The sequence below is a fragment of the Kitasatospora sp. NPDC059327 genome (genome assembly GCF_042752535.1).
Taxonomy (GTDB): Bacteria; Actinomycetota; Actinomycetes; order Streptomycetales; family Streptomycetaceae; genus Kitasatospora.
Genome location: NZ_JBHYYB010000010.1, coordinates 126,552 through 145,067, shown reverse-complemented (window position 1 = coordinate 145,067; position 18,516 = coordinate 126,552). Strand labels below are relative to the sequence as shown.

Below are 18,516 nucleotides of genomic sequence, written 5' to 3'. Positions count from 1 at the left end.
GCTCAGCCGCCGTCGGTGCCGCTCCATGCCTTCAGCAGTTCCTCGGCCGCCGCGATCTCCGTGGTGGCGTCCGCGGCGGTGAAGCGTTCCCGCGCCGCCTCCAGGGTCGAGGTGGCTTCGGTGAGCCGGCCCTGCTGGCGCTGGAGCTGGGCCAGCTTCAGCTGGACGCGGCCTTGATGGAGCGTCATGCCGGTACGGCCGGCGTTCTCGGCGGCGGTCCGGTAGGCCGACTCGGCCAGGTCGTACCGCTGGTCTGCCTGGTGCGCCGTGGCCAGGTAGAAGTGACCGGAGGTCAGCAGGACGTCGGCGACGGTCTGCCAGGCCTCGCCCGCCGGCGGGCGGCGGGCGATCTCGATGCCCGCCCGGAGCTTCTCGATCGCCGCTCCGGGCTCACCGAGGCCCAGCAGGGTGACGGCGACCGACATCAGGACGGTCGTCCGGCCCGTCCAGTCGCCGACCTGGGCGAAGAGCTGCTCCGACTGCTCGGAGTAGGGCAGCGACGCCGCAGGATCGGTGGACATCATCGCCCGCGCCGCGAAGTGCAGGGCCCAGGCCCGCTGGCGTGCCGCGCCGGCCCGCTCGGCGATCCGCGCCGCCTCCAGCGCGGACGCCAAGGCCTGCTCGGTGTCGCCGTTCTGGGCCGTCGCCCAGGACAGGTTGTACAGCTGGGTCGCCTGCGCGACCGGATCGCCCAGAGGCCGCGCCGCGGCGGCGGACAGCGTGAACAGCTCCTGCCAGTGGGCCCAGAGCATCCACTGGTTGGCGAACCAGTGCACCGCGTCCGCGGTCCCGACGACGAGGCGGTCCCAGCCCTCCGCGGCGGCGACCCGGACCGCGCCGAACCAGTTGTCGGACTCGGTCCGCAGCCAGGCTTCGGCCGCCTCCGAGGAGGACAGGTCCACCGGATGCCGCCAGTGCGCCGGCGCGGCCCCGTGATCGGGGTCGAACCACAGACCGGCGGCGGCCGTCACCTCCAGCAGCCATTCGACCGTCGTCCGCGTCAGGGCCGCGCGCTCGGCCGGCCGCTCCTCCGCCGCGAGGCGCTCGGCGGCGAACAGCCGGATCAGGTCGTGGAAGCCGTAACGGCCGTCGTCGGACTGGGACAGCAGCCCCAGCTCGTGCAACTCCTCCAGCACGTCCTCGGTGTCCAGCAGGTCCGCGGCCCGCGGCGACGGTGCCCCGCCGACCACCGTGGCGAGTGCCACGTCGAAGTCCGGGCCCGGGACCGACGACAGCCGTCGGCACAGACACCGGGCCGCCATGCTCAGCTGGTCGTACGACATCCGGAACGCCGCCGTGATCCGCAGGTCGCCGGCCCGGATCTGCTCCAGCCGCCTGCCGGAGTCGGCCAGCCTGTGCGCCAACTCCCCCGCGGTCCAGGCCGGTCGGGTGGCCAGCCGGTTCCCGACGATGCGCAGCGCCAGCGGCAGCCCGCCGCACACCGCGGCCAGTTCGTCGAGCCCCTCGCCGCGCGGGCCGTCGACATCGCCGATGATCGACGCCAGCAGCAGCCGCCCCTCCGCGGCCTCCAGCGTCGGCACCGGCAGCCGGTGGACGCCCTCCAGCCCGGTCAGCAATCGGCGGCTGGTCACCAGCACCGACCCCGACCCCTCGCCGGGAAGCAACGGACGCACCTGCGCCTCGTCCCGGGCGTTGTCCAGGACCAGGACGGCGGGATGCCGCTCGAACAGCGTGCGGAACTGCCCGGCGCGGCCGTCGATGTCGTCCTGGACGTCCCGGTCCGCAGCTCCCAGCGCCTTGAGCAGGCGGAACAGCGCCGCGTGCGCGTCCAACGGTTCGGAATCCAACCCGCGCAGGTTGACGTAGAACACGTCGAGGCCGCGCGAGTCGGCGATCAACCGCGCGGCCCGCACCGCGAGGGTGGTCTTGCCGATGCCGCCCGGGCCGGACAGCACCGCGACCGGCGCCCCCGTGCCCACCGCCGGCAGCGAGGCGAGCCGGGCCAGCTCGACCTCCCGCCCCGCGAAGTCCGGGACCTCCCGGGGCGGAACGCACCAGCCGGCCGGTGCCGTCACCGGCCGCGGCCGCCCAGCCTCGGCGAGCTGCTCCAGGCGGACCCGGTCCGCCTCACCCAGCCGAAGCCCGTCGGCCAGCGCCGTGACCGTCCTGCGCTGCGGCCCCAGGCTGTGCCCCCGCTCCAGCCCGCCGATCGCTCGCACGCTGACTCCGGAGGACTCCGCCAGCGCCTCCAGCGTCAGCCTCTCCCGTTGTCGCAGCCGCCGCAGTTCCGCGGCGAACGTGGTCCCACCGTGATCCTCACGCCTGCCAGCCATGTCCATCCCAAGCAGCCCCTCCGGTGCGAGATCAGTGGCCCGACTGTAGTGGAGGCGGCGGAACAGCGAAGTCCGAACGTCCTGTCGGGAACGAGCGGAGGGACGGCCGCCCTCCGCCGGCCCGACTCGTCGAGCCCGCGGGGTCAGCCGCACCGTCGGGTCGGAGTTCGGCGTGGTGCGGTCACCGGTGGAGCTGACCTGGCTGGTGACGTCGATCGGCATCGCCGTCCAGCGCCGTCCAGCGCCGCACATCGCCGAAGGAGTAGGAGGAGTAGGAGGAGTAGAAGGTATCGACCCGGGTGACGTTGACCGACGGGGTGTCGGGGTTGGCGCTGACGCCGTGGGCGTACCGGGAGATCTGGTCCCCGGCGTTCTCCAGGTACGGCTGCCGCTCGGAGAGCCCTTGGTACACCCGCCGGTTGCGGTCCGCACGACTCCGGAGGTGCGTACGGACCCGCGGACGGGACAGCGTGTCGGCCGTCCCGCGTTCCCTCGCGACGCGCCTCCGGTCAGCCCATCGAGCCGGCCGCCGGGTGACCGGCGTAGGCGACCTGTTGACCACAACCCGGCTGCCGGACGGGGCCGGCGACGCCTGGTTGACGGCCCGGCGCGGTTGGCGGCGAGGTCGGCGGTGATCGCACCGGTGCCCTCGCGCAGTGCGCGGGCGAGCAGGGCGGCGTCGATCGCACATGCGGCAGGGAGCAGGACGGCGCGACGACGACCAGGTCGGCGAGGCCGAGCAGGGTCGCCAGGGTGGCGAGCGACGTCTCCGGATCGTTGACTGCGAGCCCTCCTGCCCGGACACCACCCCTGCGGGCGAGGTGACACTTCGGGACCACCGGGAACAACCAGCGGTTAGAGATCGGTGCGGGTGAGAACGGTGCGGGTGAGAACGGTGCGGTCCACGGCTGTCCGGACACGGGTGACGGCTCGCGGCCCTGACGAACAAGCCGGTGCCGGTCGTCTCACTGGACAGCGTTCCGGTCGGTGAGACCGATCTCCGATCCGCCCGACAGGGAACGCAGCGCCGACAGCCCCGGGCCGGACCGACTGAAGGAGCCGATCAACGTCGCCGGTCACCAGGTGACCGGTAGTGCGTGGAGACCGTAGACCTCGTTGTTCACCCGGTAGGACACCTCCTCCACGGGACACGCGAGCGCGAGACCGGGCAGCCTCCGCAGTAGCGTGGGCAGCGCGATCCGAAGCTCGGCGCGGGCGAGCGGCGCGCCGAGGCAGTGGTGCGGTCCGTGCCCGAACGCCAGGTGCGACACGGGTTCGCGCCCGATGTCCAGGCGGTCCATCCCGGCGCCGAGCTCCGGGTCGCGGTTGGCCACCGGCAGTTGGCAGACGACCTGGTCACCGGCCCTGATCGGCACCCCGCCGATCTCGGTGTCGTACCGCGCGGTCCGGGCCAGCGCGGTGCTGGACACGGACAAGTACCGCAGCAACTCCTCCACGGCGGCGTCGATCACCGGATCCGCGTCGTCGGCGTCGCGCAACCGGCCGGCCTGTTCCGGGTGCGCCAGCAGGGCGAGCACGCCCAGGCCGATCGTGTTGGACACCGTGACGTGCCCGGCCAGCAGCAACAGCTCGCAGACACCGACCAGCTCCGCGTCCGACACCGCGTCACCGTGCTCCCGGACGAGCATGCCGATCATCCCGTCGTCCGGGCTGCGCCGCTTCTCGGCCACCAGCGAGGCCGTGTAGGCGTGCGACTCCCGGCCGGCCGCGAGCCGTTCCTCCATGGGCAGCCCGAGATCCAGCGTGGTCCGGGACCAGTGGTGGAACTCCTCCTGATCGGGATCGGGAACGCCGAGCAGCGCGCAGATCACCCCGAGCGGCAGCGGCAGGGCGAAGTCCGCCATCAGGTCCGCCGCGGGACCGCGCGCCCGCATGCCGTCGATCAGCTCGCCGACCCGGGCGCGGATCATCGGCTCAAGTGCGCGGATCCGCTTCCCGGTGAAATCCGGAGTCAGGACGCGGCGCAGCCGGGTGTGCTCCGGCGGGTCCATGTTGAGGAGCTCGTTCGGCAGGACCGGTGCGCGCTCCGCGTCGTACATCGCGAAGGCCTCCTGGTCGGCCAGCACCCGCCGCACGTCGGCGTGCCGAGTGACGAGCCAGTACTCACCGACGCGGTGCAGCCAGAAGTCCCTCACCCGCCGCACCGGGTCCTCGCGCTGGGCCTTGCCCAGCGCCGGGCCCGGGTCGAGCCCGTCACGGCGGTAGAAGATCGAGATCGGCGGTGCTTCCTGCTCACTCATGGGCCCTCCCCTGACCACCCGGTACCGACTTCCCGATACCCAGGCGCCCACGCCGCCGCGCACATCCGCCCCAGTCCCGTGCGGCGCACAGGGGCACGGAGCCGCCCCCCGCACGCCCTCGCCCCCGCCGGAGCCGCCCCCTGCCGGCAGGACACCTCGGTGGGCAGGAGACCTCGGTGGGCAGGCCCGAGCCATGGAATCCCCCATGTGGTGCGGACTGTCGGAGCGGTTTCCCACTACCGACCACCGACCGACGAGTCACGCTCCGATACGTCCCGGGCGGGGTCATCGGCTCGCGCGATGCCCGCTCGACATCACCCGACGACCCGGCGGGTGCCCTGTGCGTTGGGCGCGCCCCGGATCACGCACCCGTGGCCCGCGCCGGTGAAGATCTTCGAAGTGGCCGAGCCGACCCGACCGGTGCTCGTGGGACTTGTTCCGGCGATCCGGCTGCTTCCGCGACCTCCTCGGTGACGGTCGACCCGTACGGTCAACCGCCCGCGAGAGCTTCTGTTTCGGCGGTGTAGAGCTGGGCGGGGTCGAAGTCCATTCCGGTGAATTGGCCCGCGAGTTCGAGGGAGAGTACGCCGTGCAGGCGGGTCCAGAAAGCGAGGGCGCGGCGGAGTGCCGACGCCGGGGCCGGGTGTTCCCCGGCCCAGGCCCGGTGCTCGGCCAGGTGCGGGTCGAGTGGGGAGGACGGCGTGCCGGGTGATCGCTCGGCGGCGCAGGTGTCGAGGATGATCGCCATGATCTCGGAGGCGATCCGCGTGGTGTCCTCGGGGGCGTGGTAGCCGGGCACGGGGGTGCCGTAGATGAGAAAGTACCGCTGGGGGTCGGCCAGGGCCCACCGGCGCAGGGTCTGGGCAAGGCCGCCGAGGTCGGCGCCGGCCCCGGCGGCCCCGTGGAAGGCGTCGGCCAGGCTGCGGTAGGCGTCCTTGACGAGTTCGCTGATCAGCTCGTCGCGGTTGGCGAAGTACCGGTAGAGGGCCGGTCCGCTCATGCCCATCTGTTTGGCGATGGCGTTGAGGGACAGGGCGGAGGCCCCGGCGGCGGCGATCTGCGTCCAGGCGTGCTGTTTGATCTCTTCCCGCACCTGGGCGCGGTACCGCTCCCGCGGCGTTCTGGTGTCCACTTCGTCGCTCCCACCGGTCGCGGACCATCAGTTGGTTAGAGGCTATCACTATCGCTCTTGACTCTCATCCGACGGATGCGTTACAACTTATAACGAACGCGAAAGCATCTATCGAGAAGGTCGTGAGGATCATGGGAAGCGCACACCTCGTCGAGGTCGTCCTGCCGGGCGTCGTGGCTCCGGAGGGCCTGCGGATCCGCCAGGGGGCCGTCCCGGTGGCCGGCCCGGGGCAGGTCGTGATCGCCATGGAGGCGACCGGCGTGTCGTTCGCCGAGCAGCAGATGCGCCGTGGGCGGTACTACGACCAGCCGCCGTTCCCGTTCGTGCCCGGATACGACTTGGTGGGCCAGGTTCTGACGACCGGCCAGGGCGTGGACCCGGCCCTGACCGGCCGGCGGGTGGCCGCGCTGGTCAAGGTGGGCGGGTGGGCCAGCCACGTGGTGATCGACGCCAGGGACGCGGTCCAGGTCCCGGACGGCCTCACGGCAGCGGAGGCCGAGACCGCGGTGGTCAACGGGATCACCGCCTGGCAGATGCTGCACCGCAAGGCCCGGGTACGCGCCGGGCAGACCGTCCTGGTACACGGCGCAAGCGGCGGCGTGGGTTCCGTCCTGGTCCAACTCGCCCAAGCGGCAGGCGTGCACGTGATCGGCACCGCCTCCGCCCGACACCACGACGCCCTACGGGAGTTGGGCGTCGTCCCGATCGACTACCGCGCCGGCGCCGTGCCCGCCCGGGTCCGGGAACTGGCGCCCGGCGGCGTGGACGCCGTCTTCGACCACCTCGGCGGCCGAAGCGTCACCGACTCCTGGCACCTGCTCGCTCCCGGCGGAACCCTCGTCGCCTACGGAAGCGCTTCCACCCGTGACGACACCGGCTCCAAGCAGTGGCCCGTCCTGAAGATCCTCGCCCGCGTCTGGCTGTGGAACACCCTGCCCAACCGGCGCCGCGCCTACTTCTACAACATCTGGGCCGGCCGGGCTCTGAGCACAGACCGCTTCCGTGCCCGGCTGCGGGCCGACCTCACCGAGGTCTTCGCCGCTGTGCGCCGTGGCGACGTCACCGCCCGGATAGCCGCGACCCTGCCGCTCACCCAGGCCGCCGAGGCACTGCGCCTGGCCGAATCCGGCACCGTCACCGGCAAGATCGTCCTCACACCCTGACGCACCCACGCGACCGCGAGACCGTCCGGGCCACCTGCCAGACTCCGCCCCCGGAACGTTCCACGACCGCCGACCCGTCAGCGCCGGTCCGTGGCACCGCCCCCTCCATCGAAAGACCAGCACCATGAGCTCCGCTCGCCCAAGCTCGACGTGGTCGCCCCTGCCGACCGCCGACACTTGGCCTGATCCGGAGCCATGGCGGCCGCCGATCCCGGCTCCGGCATGTGGCTCACACGCGCCGACTACTCCCAGGACGGGGCCGCCGCCCTCCGCAGCCGGACCGTCCGATCCGCATCAAGGACACCGCCGGGCTCGCCGGGCTCAGCCCGGCGAGCCCGGCGCCCTGAACGCCCGACCACACCGGAGGGGCCCGGTGACAGGAAGGCCGGACAGTGCGAGGTAGTGACAACGAGAACGGCCATCTGGTGACGGTCGTCGCGACCGAGCTCATGCGAACGCCCACATCGGTCACGTCGCACTGCCACCGCTTGTAGACGCGGCGACGGATCTGGACCTGCTGGTCGACCAGGCCGTTGCGGACCAGGATGCGATGAACGGTCGACCGCCCCGTCCTCCTCGGAGTCCGCACCACGTCGACCTCGACGTCGACCTCGACGAGGCCCTCGCCCACACCCCTGGCGGGCCTCTCCCCGGTACCGGCGCACCCATCACCCCACCGAACTGACTGTCCACTACGAGCGCGCCGGCTTCACCGCCACCGGCGAGCCGGGCGACCTGCTCCCGGACGGCGTCTCCCGCGAACTGGTGCCGGCCAAGCCGCTGCCCCCCTGAGCACCTGCGGCACCGGCTTCCCATCAATATCAACTCACTTTTCTGTTAACGGAGTTCACGCATCCGTTCCGGCCAGAGGGCAGTCGGTTCGGGCCAGCTCCCGGCAATCGCGGCACTCCGACGGCGAAGCGGTGCCTACGGTCGACAGGTCCGTAGGCACCCGTTCCGCCGCCAAGCCGCGCACGCGGACGCACTCGCGTACGCGTGCGCACCGTGTGAAACGCCGAGCCAGGGAGTCCGTACTGTGCCGTCCTTGCTGCACTACGAGATCGTCGCGGATCCGACATCGCTCCAAGCCTCGCTCCCGAACGAGCCCTCCGTGGGGACGGTGTACCTGATCGTCTCCAACACCCACCAGGCCCAGGTGGAGTGGGACTACATCGACGTGGCCCTGCCGCTGCTCGCCCAGTCCTCCAACCTGACCGACACCCCCGCGGCGGTCACCGCCACCATCGAGCGGACGTACTCCAGCCCCTGGGACGACCCGTTGGAGTTCGCCTGGGACGCCGCCAACGACTGCTTCCGGGCCCGACTCTCCCAGGCGCAGCCACCCACCCGGCAGTTCGCGCTCCTGGACGCCCACGGGGCGCTGGTGCTGAAGCTGGAGAACATCCCGGTCGCCGAGGGCGCGGGTCTGAGTCTGCTGGAGATCCGCGAGCGGGCCGGCGGCGGGGACGCCAACATCGCCATGCGCCAGGACCACTACACCACCCACCTCGGGCTGGCGAAGCAGACCCCGCGGGTCCCGCGCAACTTCCGCCCGGACAAGTCCCAGCTGGACACCGACGCGGGCGAGCAGCTCGTGCTCCGCTGGGACGGCCCCAACGGCCTGGACTACGTGATCCTCGACCAGACGGGCGCCGAGGTCCGCCGCGAACCGGCGGTGGCGGGGGCCGCCCCGGCCCACCAGGAGTACTCCTGGACCACGACCGCCCCGAAGCGCGGCACCACCTACACCCTGGTCGCCAAGGCGGCCGGCGGCGGCCAGCAGCGCGGGTACTTCCTCACCACCACCGTGCACGCGGTGATTCCCGAGTTCGCGAGCGGGACCCGCAGCCCGTGGGTGGAGGGCATCGCGAACAAGGGCCGGCTGGTCCTCGGCGCGGACGGAGCGGAGGTCCGCGACCCGGCCGGAGACCTGGGCCGGATCACCGCCGACAAGGCCGACGTGGACAACGTCACCACCCGGCTGGTGCAGGGCCGCACCGACAGCGCCGGCTGGATCACCTTCCCCGACCGCGGCCTCAACGTCTACCACGGGTCGAACAGCGACCTGGGCGTGCTCACGGCCGCCCTCGCCGATGTGGAGGGCGTCAACACCACCTGGGCCGGCAGCCGCAACGGCGGCAGCGGATGGATCGAGTTCACCCAGCCCGGCGCCACCCTCCACAAGGACGGCAACCAGGACCTGGGCGCCCTCACCGCCGACAAGGTGGACGTCAACGGCCTGAACACCACATGGGTGGGTGACCGAGACGCCGGGAAGGGCTGGATCGGCTTCCCCCAGGACGGCATCGCCATCCGCAAGGGCGGCGGCCAGGAGTGGGGCACCGTCCACGCCGACAAGGCCGACGTGGAGGGCGTCAACACCAAGTGGGTGCAGGGGCGCGGTACTTCGGACGGCTGGATCGAGTTCCCCGCCGAGGGCCTGCGCGTCCTGCGCGACGGCGGCCACGACCTCGGCACCGTCATCGCCGACAAGGCGCGGCTCAACGGCCTGAACACCACCTGGGTCGGCGACCGCGACGGCGGACACGGCTGGATCGGCTTCCCGCAGAACGGCATCGACGTCCACAAGGACGGCGGCCAGGACTGGGGTGTCGTCGCCGCCGACAAGGCGGACCTGAACGGCGTCAACACCAAGTGGGTGCAGGGCCGTTCCACCTCGGACGGCTGGATCGAGTTCCCCGCCGAGGGCCTGCGCGTCCTGCGCGACGGTGGCCACGACCTCGGCACCGTCACGGCCGGCACGGCGAGCCTGAACGAACTGCACACGGTCGAGGCCCGGGTCTCCGGCGAGGCGCGGGTGCGGGGGATGCTCTCGGTCGGCGGCGGAATGAAGCTGAGCCACGACGGTGAGCGGATCTTCGTCACCCTGCCGGACCGGATCGTCTTCTCCGCGATCGCCGAGTTCAAGAAGTGGGTCGGCATGGAGCGCGGCCTGACCGTCTCCTTCCAGACCGGCAGCTTCTCGGCCACCAAGGAGAACGGCTTCCTGACCAGCGGCTGCGACGTCCAGTTCCAGCAGGGGCGGGTGTCGATCTCCACCGGCAACCCGCCGCAGGTGCGGTTCGTCTAGCGCCGCCCGCCGCTGTTCCACCGCCCCGGCCCGGGGCGGTGGAACAGCGCCGAAACATCCTTCCCCTCATCGAGTGAACCCCGGTCCGGACCGCACCCCCGGGCCCGAGCGCCTGCGACTCTTCTCCTCGGCATCGAATTGCGATGCACACGATCTTTTGGAGTCGAGTCATGCGGACCACCCCCCACCACTCCCCCCGTTCCTCCCGCCCATCCTGGGTAGCCGCGCTCGCCGCCGCGGCGTTGCTCGGCATCAGCGCCCCCGCCGGGCACGCCGCGCCGCCGGAGGAGGCCATCGAGAGCGGGCAGTCCTACTACATGCTCGCCACCAACCACGGGAACCGCGGCGTCACCTTCGAGGTGGACACCAACAACGACTGGGCCCTACTGACGAACAGCGAGAACAGCAACGGCACCGCCGTCGTCCTCGACGCCAAGGACGCGGGCTACACGATCCGCTCCACCAGCTCCAACTGGCCCGGCTACGACACCTGGTGCTCCGTCGACAAGGGCATCAAGCTCGGCAAGGCCGACGGCTGCGCCACGACCTGGAAGATCGTCCCCGGCGACGACGGCTTCAAGCTGGAGGACCAGTCCCGCCGCACCGTCGCCCACAAGACCTCCGGGAAGGCCTGGCTGGGCCCGGCCACCGAGATCTACAGCGGCCACGCCTACACCACCTTCAAGCTCGTCAAGGCCTGAACCGGTGAGCCCCGCCGCCCGGCCGGGTGTCGCCGGGCCGGGCGGCCTCCCTTCGCCACCGCCGGACGGAGAGCCATCCAGAAGCCTGGGATGTCACCGCACCGGCCGGGACCGGGAGGATTCGGTCCACGGCGTCGCTCACCGATCGGGTGCCGGGCGCCGGCGATTCCGCCTCCCGAAGGAGCCGTCCTCCCATGAGTCTTCGCCGACCGGCCTCCGCGCTGGCCGCGGCGGCCGTACTGGCCCCGCTGCTCGCCCTGACCGCCGGCACCGCGCACGCCGCGCACGCCGCGCAGATCCTCTTCCCCGGTGACGTGAACTACATCCCGGCCGACTCCGTCGTCGTCCCGTCCTTCCCCGCCCTCCCCGGAACGGGTCTCCTGCCTGACGGAGGAGAACACCGCCCTGAAGGACCGGACCACCCACCTCGCCCTCGCGGGCGCCGTGCTGGCCGACCGGTTGCGCAAAGCCGAGGGGCAGGTGCGGCTGCCCGACAACGTCGTGCGCTTCCCGAAGCCCTGACTCCTCCGGCCGGTCCCAGGCACGGCCTCCGGCGACAGGCCGGGTCAGGTCCGACGCCGGGGCTCTTCAGAAGCGGGCCGACGAGCCTCCCAGCCCCCCGGCCCCGCGCTGGGGCGGTACATCGCACAGGAGACCGCCCCAGCGCGCACAGGCCGATCCGCAGCCTCTCGATGTGGTGCCGTATCAGGTGCCGGCGGAGGCCACGGTGACGCGCGGCGGCACCTCGCCCTGCGAGGGCGGCGGATACTGGACGGCCACGTAGCTGCCACCGGCGTAGAAGTCCAGGTCGTCCGCGTCCGAGACCGCGCTGCCGTCCACGCGCAGCGCGAAGAGGGCGTGGTTCTCCACGTACAGAGCTGTGGTGTGCCGGGCGGCGGCATCGGCCTTGACGCCCTTGGTCGTGTTCTGCATGACGCTGACGGAGTGGCTCTCCTCGTAGCCCAACTCGTAGGACGCCTCACCGGTGACCTTCGCCCCGAGTCCCTCGAACTCGGCTCCCACCTCGAATCCCACCTTGAAGCCGGTCTTCTCCGAGAAGCTGGACGACTTGGTCGACTCGACCCCGACCTCCACCTCCTGCGAGATCTCTCCGGGGCTGGAGGAGTCCTTCAGGTTGAGCGCTTCGACCAGCGTGTAGGAGCGCTTGCGCTGCAGCGTGTAGACGGGCGAGTTCTCCACGGTCCACTCCGGGGACTTGCCCTTGTCGGTCAACGCCGTGCAGGGCACGGTGACCTTCCGGTCGATGACCTCGTTGACGGTCCTTGGAACGTCGACGTAGTCGCGCAGGATCGGGACGTCCAGCTGCGGACCCTTCCAGGTCTGGAACGGCAGGTTCAGGACGTAGACGTTCCCGTTGCCCCGCCCATCATGGCCACCGTCAAACCACAATGACGCGCCCGGGATCATCAGGATCCCCGAACCGTCGGGGATGGTGACAGGGCGTTTTGTCTCGGAGTACAGGCCTTGCTTCTCACCCTCGATCCCGAGCGCCGTGTAGTCGTGACCGTCGACGGTCTCCTTCACACACATCAGGTACTCGTGGCTCACAGGCGTCGGAAAGCCGACGCCAGCGATCACTGTCCCGTCTGCATAGCAGTCACTGAGGACCCGGTACCCGGACGGGCTTACCGGTACGAGCCCACCTTCCACCTTCTTCCAGTCCGTAGGCGCTGTGAGCACTCCCGAACCGTTCTCGGTCTCCTTCACCCAAGTCATCGGGAGCCCGGTGAAGTCTGGGTCAGGGATGCCGCCCGACAAGGCGTAATAGCCGTCCGGCGGCAAGGCCTCCCGGACACTGAAGACGAGCGTCAACGCACCGAACTCCTGTGGCTTTGAGTAGACCATGACTCTCCCAGGTTCGACGGAATGTAGCGAAGCAACTACATCAGGTCACAGTCGCTCTTCATCGCCGCGCGCCCTGTCTTACACCTGAATCAGCTACCCCTGAACACAAGTACTTGACAGGGAAGCCGCTGCCTGCGCGGACCCGGCATCCCGATCGCCGGAACCGTGCCCAACCCGCCGGGAGACGGGGTGGAAGTGGCCGAGGTGGGGGGACCGGGGAGCAGGTCGGTGTGCGGCGGGGATGTGGTCACTGGTGATCTGCCCACCGGAGACCACGGTGAGCCGGGCTTAGGTCACGTCGTCGGTGAGGGCGCGACCGTCGGTGCGGGATGCCGGAGTCGAGCAGCCAGGTGAACAGTCTCACCGGTTCTCCGGGTCGGTCGGGCCGGGCTGCCCGAGCCGAACAGCACACCGTCGGGGTCACGGGCGTGGATCAGTCGTGTGCTGCGGACCTCCCCGGCCACGTAATCAGCTCCGACGCGAGCGCCGGGCCCGGCGCGCAGCGCACCGGGCCCGGTCGGGGCCGGCGCTCAGCTCGCCTCGGCTCCCGCCCGGCGGTCGGACCACGCACCGCGGTGGTCACCCGCCTCCTCCGAGGCATTCTCGTACTGGGCGAGGGCAAGGCCCAGACCGAAGAACGTCGGCGCCCACTCACCGACGAAGATGCCCCAGCGGTCGGCCCGTTCGACCCCGGCGTGCTCCGCCTTCATCGACACGATCCAGCTCAGGAACGACAGACCCACAGAACCGAATGCCGCCGTGTAGGCGTGCTCGCTGGTGACGCCGGCCTCGTGAAGCTTGCGGACGATCAGCATGGCAATCACTCTCTCCACTCCCTGGCAGGGCCCCAGGAACCGGCGTGCACGCAGCCACGCACCGAACCGAACTCGCATCGCTTGCGCACCGCCTGTGCTCGCACCACGGCCGCGGGCCGCGATCCGGCCCGAGATCCGGTCCGCGATCCGGGGTCGGTCCCGGAGGGAGGCACAGCCCGGGCGCGGGACTACGGAGACGGCACGGGGCAGCACCCGGGCCCGCCCCGCGGCCGCGGGGGAACGTCACCGCGCCGCGGCACCCGCGCGCGGGGCGCCCGACATCACGCGCGTCAGCCGCTCGGCGGCGAAGTGCGGGCCCGCGGCGAGGACCTCGGCGCGCCTGGCCTCGTGCACGCCCGTCGCGCCCGCCAGCAGGCCCCCGACCGCGGCACCCACGCTCTCGACTTCGAGGGTGTTGGGGTCCAGGCAGACGCCCAGCCCGGCCCGCTCCAGGTCGTGGGCGATCGCGAACTGGTCGCTGGAGAACGGCAGGACGAGCATCGGCACACCCGCCGTCAGGCATTCGGTGAACGAGTTGTTGCCACCGTGATGCACCATCGCGGCGGCGCGAGCGAGGAGTTCCCGCTGAGGAACGGCCTCCGCGACGCACAGGCGATCGGACGGCACCGCCGCGAGCCGCGGATCGCGCACGAGGTCCTCGACGCGATCACCCGCAGCAACGACCACCGACGCCCGCGTGCGCTCAAGCACCGCTTCGGTCACCGTGCGCAGGACGTCGTGGCGGGCCGAGAGGAACGTGCCGAAAGCGATCAGCACCAGCGGGCGCCCGCCCGAGGTCAGGCGGGCCACCGTCGCCCGCCAGAACTCGTCCAGCCCCGGCGCGCCGGACCGGAGCGTGCAGTGCCCGGCGTAGATCGCCGCAGGGCCGGCAGGCGCGGCCGGGAGCCAGGGCAGCTCGGGGTAGTTGAACACCACGGCATGCGGTGAGCACAGGGCGAAGGCCCGCTCCGGAAGGGGCACTTCGGACGCCTGCCGCCCGGCGACATCCCGGAACACCTCCGTGAACGCCCGGTCGTTCACCGCCGTCGCGGTGCGCAGCCGGGCGAGGGCGTGGGGGTGGGGCCGGAGCGTGTCGGGCCAGGCGTAGGGCAGGCCGAAGAACGCGTCCGGGCCGGCCGGGATGTAGCTGGGATGGCCCGGGCAGAACGTGGCGTAGGGCAGGCGCAGGCAGTGCATGGCCAGTGTCACCGGGTAGCTGAGCTGGTCCACCAGGTACCAGTCGGGGCGGGTGCTCGCGTCGAGGGCGCGGACCTGCGCCAGGATCCGGTCCGGGTCGGTGAGCATGTCGGCCCGGCGGTGACGGGCCTGGGTGAGCAGGGTCGCGACGGCGCCCTCGCGGGTGGCCTCCAGGAACTCCCGCAGGCGTTCGGCCTCGCCGTCGGCCTGGGCCGTGCGCTGCGCGATGCCGTGGTTGGCGTTGCGAGTGACGGTCAACGGGGCGAACTCCAGGCCGTGCCGCTCGGCCAGGTCGGTGAAGGCCGGCGCGCAGGCCAGCGTGACATCGGCTCCCGCGTCGCGCAGGGCCGCGCCCAGGACGCTCAGGGGTGTGGCGTGCGAGCGGAACGGCGGGCTGATGACAACGACACGAGGCACGGAGATCCTCCGCTGCTGACACGTTCCGGGGCGCGGCCGGCAACCGGGGGCGGCCGTCCTTTCGATGATGCCACGCATGCCCCCGCTCCCCGGCTCGGAAACCCACCCTCCCTGCCCCCATCCGGTCGGGGCCGCGGCTCCGAAACCGTTCGTGGCAGCGCAGCCGACGAAAGGCCCACCCCGATGCCGCCCGACACCTTCGCTCTGTCCCAGGAACACCACGCGGTAGCCGCCCGAACGGACGTGCTCGCGCGGTGGCGCCACCACTGGTGGAACCCCTCGACGCCCGGCCCCACGGGTGAGGACCTCCTGTCGCTCCTGGCCAGAGCGGAATACGGCCGGGGAGCCGACCGCCACGGCGCGCACACCCTCGCCCCGGACGACCTGCTGGCGGCCGACCTGCGCAGGGCCGTCCGCTCCGGCACCCCCTGGCCTCCCCTCGCCCTGGTGGCCGCGGCCCGGGGCACACCGATGCTGCGCAGCAGCCTCACCGAAGCATGGGCGGACACCGTCACCGCGGGGCCCCGCGCGCACGCACGCTCCGCCCTCAGGATTCGGCTTCTGACCAGCGTCGACGCCGCGGAGGCGGCGTGCCTGCTCGACCTCGCCGAGGCGCACGGCCTGCGACCGCTGACCGCCGCCGAGTGCGCACCCCACGCCCACAGCGCCCACTCCTCGCAGCGCCACGCGGCCCTGCGCTACCTGTCCGGCGTTCCCGGCGGCGCCGCGGTGCTGCCCTCCCGCCCGATCCGCCCGGCAGACCCCTACGAGCGGCTTCTCCTGTCCGCGGCCTGGGAACGGGCCGAGCCCGGCGGGCCACTCGGCGCCCACTTCCGACACGCCGTCCACGCCCTGCCGGAGCGACCCGCGCGGGGGCTCGTGCTGGCACAGTCCATGATGCTCGGCCGGCTGGACGAGCCCGGCGCAGGCCTCAGCGGCGGCATGAGCGTCCTCGTCGCCGGCCTGGGTGACGCCATCGCGGCGACCAGCACGGTCTCACGGGTTCTCACCGTGGTGCTCACCACCTCCCCCGGCCTCGGCCAGGGCCGACCCCTGGTCGCACGACTCGGCGCCGAACACTGGGTCTTGAGGATTCCGGTACCCGGCAGCGACCCCGTCGACCCCGCCACCGCACTCGCCCTGCGGCCCGCCATCGCCTGGTGGGCGACACATCTGCTGGCCCTTCCCGGTGCGACACCGGACGTGGTGCACGCACGGTTCGCCGACGACTGCTCACTGGCCGTGGCGGACGCCGCGCGCCGCAACGGCTCACGCTTCGTGTTCACCGCCACTCCGGATCCGCACCGCACCGTAGCGGAACGGCACCGGGGAGTGCCTCGCGCCTCGCGGGGCGAACCGGCAGCGGCGCTGCGCCTGGATCTCCACCGGATCTTCGTGGGCGACCGCCTCGTGGCCCGCTCCGACCTCCTGGTCACCATCCCCGGCCGCACCGGCTCCTCGGACCTCGCCGTCCACTTCCCCCAACTCGCCGCCGCGCGCGGCCGGCGGCGCATCGCCTCCCCGCCGGAGGGAATCCCCCCGTTCACCCCCCGCTCCGACGACGATGATCTCGCCACCTCGCTCCTGGACCGAATGTTCCAGGGCGGCGAGCGCCCCGACGGCATCGACCCCGCGGCACGCGGGATGCGGCTGTTCCTCAGCGTGGGCCGCCTGCACCCCGTCAAGCAGCAGGACCGCCTGGTGGAGGCCTGGCTCGCGTCAGGCCTCCACCACTCGACGACGATGCTCCTGATCGGCGGATCGGCGGATGACGCCACACCCGTCGAAACGGAGGTGCGATCCAAGATCGCCAAGCTTCTCGGCGACCGGCCGGAAGCACGCCGGCACATCGCCCTCTGGCCCGCTCTGCCCAACCACCACGTCAGAGTCCTCGAACGAGCACTCGCCCGCGGCCGCAGAACCGGCCGCGCCCTGTACGTGTGCCCCAGCGCCAAGGAAGAGTTCGGCCTCGCCCTGCTCGAAGCGATGGACTCCGGGCTTGTCGCCGCCGGACCCCACCGAGGAGGCGTACCGCACTACATCCGCGACGGGACCAACGGATTCCTGCTCCCCACCGAGTCCACCACGGCCCTCGCGAAGCGACTGGTCGTCCTCGCCGAGCTTCCCGATTCCGAGCTCGCTCGGATCGCGGCCGAGGGCCGCAGGAGCGTGGCCGCACGGTTCTCCGCGTCGGCCATGGCGCAGTCCCTCGCCGCCGAATACGCGCAACTCACGGCTCCGTGACGCGACGTGGTGGACGCCAGGCGACAGGGCTCCGAACCGGGCGCACCCGCGGACGGAGTCCTGTGGCAGGAGATCAGCACCCTCGCTGTTCGCCCGGCCGGCCGGCCAGGGCCCGAAGGCCAGAGGCGTCCTCGGGGTGTGCCACCAGAGTGCTGCGGGTGCGTCACCAGAGTCCTCCGGGAGCCCGCCGCAACGGGGGCCCGCCCCTCCCGGAGCCGCCTCACTCCGCCGGAAAGGCCTTGATAGGGACACGCTCCTCGCACCCCTGGTGTCCTCTTCTGACGAGCACCTGCGGTCAGCACCGCCGGCCGGCCGCGGCTCACCTCGCGTCCTCATGGCCGCCGCCACGCCGGCGCCCAGCGCCACCAAGGTGGCCAGGATGACCCGAGTCGTCTTCGTGCCGCGACCAACGAGACCCGCCCCGACCCGACCCGTGCCCGGTACGGCCACGCCCCGGAATCAACCGCACGCCCGCCCATGCCGGAGTCGGCTTCACCGACGAGCCGCTACTGATGCTTCGTTCGGTCGCGGCCGCGGGAAGGCATCCTCGACGGTCTGCTCGGCCAGGATCGGCCCGCCCGCGGCGATCGGCAACCCGCGCTCACCGGGACCGGTACGACAACGGCTCCCGGCTCCGCCAGGGCCCGAGCGCCAGTTCCGTCGCCTGCCGCAGCCGTTCCCCGAGCCGCTCCACGTCGAGGGTGGCGGCGGCGTCCTCGTCGTCCATGAGCGCGTCGAGCGCGCCGTTCACCGCGCCGACCAGCGCCCCGGTCAGTGCCGCCGCGCGCACGCGGTCCAACTCGTCGGGGAAGGCGGCCTGCAGGGCGCACGCGATCTCCTTCTGAGCGGCCATCTGGACCTGAAGCGCCTTGCCGCGCACCGCCGGTACGGTGCGGAACAGGCGCATCCGGACGGCCGCCATCGGGCCGACCAGGTCGGCATCGGTCCGGGCCACGGTCTCCAGCGCCCGGATCAGCACGTCGGCGGGCCCCTCGGCCGGATCCCGCTCGGCGATCGCCTCGACCGTGCTCCGCGCCCGCGCGTCACTGTCGGGGAAGAGGACGTCCTCCTTGGTCGCGAAGTAGCCGAAGAAGGTGCGGGTACTGACCTCCGCCGCCGCCGCGATCTCCGCGACGGTCGTCTCGTCGTACCCCTTCCGGTCGAAGATCTCCGCCGCCGCGTCGACCAGCGCCTGACGGGTGCGGGCCCGCTTCATCGCCCGCAGGGAAGGCACCGGGGCGCCGTGCTCTCGCTTGACCATGTCCGGAGGGTACGGCATTGACTGCAAGTCTGCACTCAATGCATTCTTGCATCAAGTGCAGATATTGACGTTTC

12 protein-coding genes are annotated in these 18,516 nt (G+C 71.9%); 4 read left to right on the top strand and 8 right to left on the bottom strand.

The annotated features are described in order from the left end of the window. Window positions 1-2: 2 nt before the first annotated feature. The 4 genes from ACFXHB_RS09555 to ACFXHB_RS09540 form a co-directional block, all read right to left on the bottom strand. Window positions 3-2,294 (bottom strand): helix-turn-helix domain-containing protein, encoded by a 2,292-nt coding sequence (locus tag ACFXHB_RS09555; protein WP_380573312.1) that lies wholly within the window; start codon window positions 2,292-2,294, stop codon window positions 3-5. A gap of 181 nt (window positions 2,295-2,475) precedes the next feature. Continuing rightward, window positions 2,476-2,706, bottom strand: coding sequence for a hypothetical protein (locus ACFXHB_RS09550; RefSeq protein WP_380573311.1), 231 nt, complete (start codon window positions 2,704-2,706; stop codon window positions 2,476-2,478). 664 nt (window positions 2,707-3,370) lie between these two features. After that, window positions 3,371-4,555, bottom strand: a complete 1,185-nt coding sequence (locus ACFXHB_RS09545; RefSeq protein WP_380573310.1) for a cytochrome P450 — start codon at window positions 4,553-4,555, stop codon at window positions 3,371-3,373. A gap of 490 nt (window positions 4,556-5,045) precedes the next feature. Next, window positions 5,046-5,687 (bottom strand): TetR/AcrR family transcriptional regulator, encoded by a 642-nt coding sequence (locus tag ACFXHB_RS09540; RefSeq protein ID WP_380573309.1) that lies wholly within the window; start codon window positions 5,685-5,687, stop codon window positions 5,046-5,048. A 131-nt stretch (window positions 5,688-5,818) separates the two neighbouring features. Here ACFXHB_RS09540 and ACFXHB_RS09535 point away from each other — a divergent pair, with 131 nt between their 5' ends. The 3 genes from ACFXHB_RS09535 (at window position 5,819) to ACFXHB_RS09525 (ending at window position 10,642) form a co-directional block, all read left to right on the top strand. Continuing rightward, entirely contained in the window at window positions 5,819-6,850 is a 1,032-nt protein-coding gene (locus tag ACFXHB_RS09535) for a medium chain dehydrogenase/reductase family protein (protein ID WP_380573308.1), read from the top strand. Window positions 6,851-7,886: 1,036 nt separating this feature from the next. Further along, window positions 7,887-9,941, top strand: a complete 2,055-nt coding sequence (locus ACFXHB_RS09530) for a hypothetical protein (protein ID WP_380573307.1) — start codon at window positions 7,887-7,889, stop codon at window positions 9,939-9,941. A 170-nt stretch (window positions 9,942-10,111) separates the two neighbouring features. After that, window positions 10,112-10,642 carry a hypothetical protein gene (locus tag ACFXHB_RS09525; protein WP_380573306.1) on the top strand — a complete coding sequence of 177 codons (531 nt, stop codon included), beginning with the start codon at window positions 10,112-10,114 and terminating at the stop codon, window positions 10,640-10,642. A gap of 705 nt (window positions 10,643-11,347) precedes the next feature. On the opposite strand, the gene ACFXHB_RS09520 is transcribed toward ACFXHB_RS09525, so the two are convergent. The 3 genes from ACFXHB_RS09520 to ACFXHB_RS09510 all read right to left on the bottom strand — a co-directional run bounded on the left by ACFXHB_RS09520 (window position 11,348) and on the right by ACFXHB_RS09510 (window position 14,937). After that, entirely contained in the window at window positions 11,348-12,508 is a 1,161-nt protein-coding gene (locus ACFXHB_RS09520; protein WP_380573305.1) for a hypothetical protein, read from the bottom strand. A 530-nt stretch (window positions 12,509-13,038) separates the two neighbouring features. Then, window positions 13,039-13,320: a hypothetical protein gene (locus ACFXHB_RS09515; protein WP_380573330.1), complete on the bottom strand. Its 282-nt coding sequence runs from the start codon at window positions 13,318-13,320 to the stop codon at window positions 13,039-13,041. Window positions 13,321-13,566: 246 nt separating this feature from the next. Further along, window positions 13,567-14,937, bottom strand: coding sequence for a glycosyltransferase (locus ACFXHB_RS09510; protein WP_380573304.1), 1,371 nt, complete (start codon window positions 14,935-14,937; stop codon window positions 13,567-13,569). A 183-nt stretch (window positions 14,938-15,120) separates the two neighbouring features. Here ACFXHB_RS09510 and ACFXHB_RS09505 point away from each other — a divergent pair, with 183 nt between their 5' ends. Continuing rightward, window positions 15,121-17,181 carry a glycosyltransferase gene (locus tag ACFXHB_RS09505; protein WP_380573303.1) on the top strand — a complete coding sequence of 687 codons (2,061 nt, stop codon included), beginning with the start codon at window positions 15,121-15,123 and terminating at the stop codon, window positions 17,179-17,181. 601 nt (window positions 17,182-17,782) lie between these two features. Here the strand turns inward: ACFXHB_RS09505 and ACFXHB_RS09500 are convergent. Beyond that, a complete protein-coding gene (locus ACFXHB_RS09500; protein ID WP_380573302.1) occupies window positions 17,783-18,442 on the bottom strand; it encodes a TetR/AcrR family transcriptional regulator in 660 nt (219 codons plus the stop codon). Window positions 18,443-18,516: the final 74 nt, after the last annotated feature.